Below are 3,499 nucleotides of genomic sequence, written 5' to 3'. Positions count from 1 at the left end.
TCTGGTGAGAAGATCAATATCACTCTCAATGAAGCGCTATCTGAAGCTACCACCTGGACAGCTTCTCTGCCGATTACTGTTACCTACATGTAATTCAGTAATCGTTGACAGTAAACACCTCGTTTGCTGTTGATTAAATTTTCTGGACTCTGTTTTTAGAGTTCAGAATACACAGAATCGGCATGCGGAGCAGATATTTCGATATTTTGTGATGCATGTCGGTTTTGTGCTGTTTTATATTTGACCAAATTACTTTGAGGGGGGCTGTATCCTCCGGATAAAACAGAGTGAATGTCGATGAAAATAACGCATCATTATAAATCCCTTCTTTCTGCCATTATTTCGGTGACCCTGTTTTATTCGGCAGCACCACATGCAGATATTCTTGATGGCGGCGAAATTCAGTTTAACGGCTTTGTCACGGATGAAGCCCCCAAATGGACCTGGCAGATAAGTTCACCGGACCAGACCTGGGCAGTGGATACTGCTGATGCACGTACAGAGAACGGGCAACTGGTTTTTAATTTGCGTGATAAAGGGGCTCTGCCGTTTCTGGAGGGGCATCTGCATGAGGTGGCTGAGCGTGGTGGTCCCGGGTTCACGCCATTTATTACCTTCAGCAGTAACGGACAGCCTTTCGCCGTAAAGGAAGGCAGTGGCACTACGGCGCAACGTTTCCGCGCCTCTGTCCCGGTGCGTGACCCGGAAACGGGAAATGTGTCGGGACAGCTTTCTTTTACCCTTAATCAGGGGATGGCAGTCAGTGCCGGCAGACAGGAAGACGGGGCATCAGTACCGGCCGGGATGTCGCTGGTCAGTGGGCAGAGCGTGACGGATGTACAGTCAGGAACGCTGCCACAGGGGCTGAAGAACCGTCTGTCTGCCTTATTACTGATGAATCAGAATTTTGGCAATGGCATGAATGCGGTGGATAACGGACAGGTTATCAGTCAGGGGGTACTGGCTGACGGTCGGGTGATGAATCTGGCTGCGGCCTATGCCTCAGCTGTGTCGGATTTTGAACTGCGGTTACCGGCAGAGGGCACACCTGCAGCATGGCAGGCAGGGCTGAATGTGACGGTCACAGTACAGTAATGGTTGCAGGGATATAAGGAGAAAAGAGAAATGAAAAAGATGACGTTGTTTCTGTTTACTGCCGGCCTCCTGCCTTCCTGTGTACTGGCCTGGAACACGCCGGGAGAAGATTTCAGCGGAGAGCTTAAGCTGGGAGGCCCGGTGACCAGCACCCGTAACCCGTGGGTATGGAAAGTCGGGCAGGGAAATGAAGGTCTGGAGGTTAAACAGAGCCGCGGTGTTCGTGACGGTGGGGGAGTGCCGGTTCCACTGCCGGCGATGACTGTTTTACTGGGAAAAACCACCCTGACCACACCGGCAGGACGTGAGGGACTTTCTCCCCGGGTCAGTTACGGAAAGGGGGCTGAGGGATTTTCGCTTGAATGGACAGCACCAGGCATGGCGGAAGTGACGCTGCCCGTTAGCGGAGATAATAATGTCCGGGCAGGCTCATTTGTTTTCAGAATGCAGGCTGTGGGGGTGTTGCGCCATGTGCAGAACGGGCAACCGGTGTATGCCGGCGTGTATGACGACCTGAACGCGAATGGCCTGCCTGGTGAAAGCTCGGCCATGAAAGCTTCTGATATTCCGGGTGTTCTGCAGAAAATGTTCAGTGGCGAAGGCCCCGGCTGGCTGCAGACAATGACAGTCAGTGGTTATTCGGGAGTGAGTCATTTCAGTGATGCCTCCCTGCGCCAGATTGAAGGTGCGTATGGTGCACAGACTGTGGCAGGAAGTGCTGAATTACGTCTGAACGGCGCGATGCCGGAACGCTGGCGGGTGTCACTGCCGGTAAGTATTGAGTACCAGTAAGCAGGAGGAGGGTCCGGTGCTGAATATTATTCATCGTCTGAAGTCCGGTATGTTTCCGGCTCTGTTTTTTCTGACTTCAGCCAGTGTGCTGGCGCAGCCCCTGATTATTCCACCGGGACACTGGCAGGAGGGGATGGCCGTGGGGGGGACGGAATTCAGCGGCACGCTGTATGTCCCTGAGGTTTCCTGGCAGTGGCAGCCCCACTCTGTACGGATGAGTACACCAGACGCCGTGCAGGCTGGTCTGACAACGGGTAAAGGTGGCATGGTCAGTGAAGGCCGGGCTGGGCAGGTTTTTTATATTCTGGGCGGACATACCACATCGCTGACAACCGCCCGTCCGGGACTGCAGCCGTCAGTGACATTGCTTCAGGTGACACCGTCATCCCCCCGTATTGAGGCCCGGGGAGAGCTTGCCCGGGGGCAGGTGCGTTACGGGGAAATTACGTTCACCGTTCGCCATTTGCTGGTATGGCAGGACAACATTACTGCCGGGCATGGATGGAGTGTGGTCAGCGGAGAGGTGATACCGGAGGATGAATGGCAGGTGAAGCGCCAGTTATGGCAGGTGAACGGCTATGAATGGACCCCGGAGTATGCCGGGTTAACCGCGCGTCCTGATGCATTTATTTCAGGGGCAGAAATGCTGACGACACAGGAAAATGGCAGACAGCATATTGCCGGTGCCTGGGTAACATCCCTGAGTGATGTGCAGGTGAATTTCCCCGGTGCTGAAGAGCCGGTAAAACGCTGGCAGGGGAATCTGACGCCGGTGGTGGTGTATTTCTGACGAAGGGGAAAATCGTGGTACCGATGTGGTGGGTGGTTAGTGCCTGTGCGATCATTGCCAGTATGGCATGCCTGATACTGACGTTGGTGGTTTTCTGTGCGGTATTGATGTGGTGACTGTCGTAAGTGTAAGACAAAAAATTCTTCTGACCGGAACCTGCTGGTATGAGCTGACAGGGCTGTGGCACCTGTTATCAGCACAGGGATACAACGTTTACCGTGTACTGCTGGGGTATCCCTGTGCCCGGCATGGCTGGGACCTGATTATTGTGGCGTTGAGTGCAGAGCCTGTTGCGGGATGGGGACGTCATCTGCCCCGGATACGTGAACTGAGGTTGGAAATGTCCGGTGAAATGCTGGTTCTGGTACCGGAAAGGCTGAAGACACTAAAGATGTTGCGAAGTGTCTGTAAGATATACAGTGGATATGAAGCGTTACAGACTCTAAAAGATGATATCAGTATGATATTAATCAGGAAATCTTCGCAGACTGGTAGATTCAAGCTGACAGGAGGACAGCGTCGTGCGCTAAAACGCCTTACAGAGAGAGGCAGAAACAGACCTCTGAATCTGAAACAATATGAGCGAGGGCTGTATTATCATCATACTCGCCTGGCGGAAAATGTGGGCGTGAGAGATTTCAGAATGCTGCTGATGACAGGGCTGGACAGGGAAGTCCATAAAATGGAGGACTGGTGGTATGGGCAGTGATTTTGTATCGGCAGACAGACTGCTTCGCGCTCTCAGTAACGGGGAATTTGAACCGTATCTCCAGCCAGTGGTTTCTGCATCCGACCTTACTGTGTCCGGTGCAGAGCTTCTGG

Annotated in this window: 5 protein-coding genes and 1 pseudogene; all 6 read left to right on the top strand. The window is 53.2% G+C overall.

Annotated features, from left to right (window positions below; translation table 11 throughout):
• Nucleotides 1–12 precede the first annotated feature (12 nt).
• On the top strand, nucleotides 13–93 hold the full coding sequence (locus A9587_RS25780) for a hypothetical protein (RefSeq protein ID WP_442899314.1): 81 nt from the start codon (nucleotides 13–15) through the stop codon (nucleotides 91–93).
• Nucleotides 94–297: 204 nt separating this feature from the next.
• The gene (gene faeH / locus A9587_RS24005) at nucleotides 298–1,095 is read left to right on the top strand and encodes a F4 (K88) fimbria minor subunit FaeH (protein ID WP_105264061.1); all 798 of its coding nucleotides are present in this window, start codon (nucleotides 298–300) and stop codon (nucleotides 1,093–1,095) included.
• A gap of 30 nt (nucleotides 1,096–1,125) precedes the next feature.
• A complete protein-coding gene (faeI, locus tag A9587_RS24000; RefSeq protein WP_105264060.1) occupies nucleotides 1,126–1,887 on the top strand; it encodes a F4 (K88) fimbria minor subunit FaeI in 762 nt (253 codons plus the stop codon).
• Nucleotides 1,888–1,903: 16 nt separating this feature from the next.
• Nucleotides 1,904–2,677 carry a F4 (K88) fimbria accessory protein FaeJ gene (faeJ, locus tag A9587_RS23995; protein WP_089644971.1) on the top strand — a complete coding sequence of 258 codons (774 nt, stop codon included), beginning with the start codon at nucleotides 1,904–1,906 and terminating at the stop codon, nucleotides 2,675–2,677.
• 67 nt (nucleotides 2,678–2,744) lie between these two features.
• A complete protein-coding gene (locus A9587_RS23990; RefSeq protein ID WP_105264059.1) occupies nucleotides 2,745–3,386 on the top strand; it encodes a hypothetical protein in 642 nt (213 codons plus the stop codon).
• Nucleotides 3,376–3,499, top strand: a pseudogene (locus tag A9587_RS25355) (EAL domain-containing protein); the annotation flags it as partial. The gene A9587_RS23990 and the pseudogene A9587_RS25355, both read left to right, overlap by 11 nt.

The organism is Escherichia sp. MOD1-EC6162 (genome assembly GCF_002965125.1).
In the GTDB taxonomy this organism is placed as follows: Bacteria; Pseudomonadota; Gammaproteobacteria; order Enterobacterales; family Enterobacteriaceae; genus Escherichia; species Escherichia marmotae.
The sequence above is the reverse complement of the archived record's forward strand: the minus strand, read 5'-3'. Positions and strand labels throughout refer to the sequence as shown.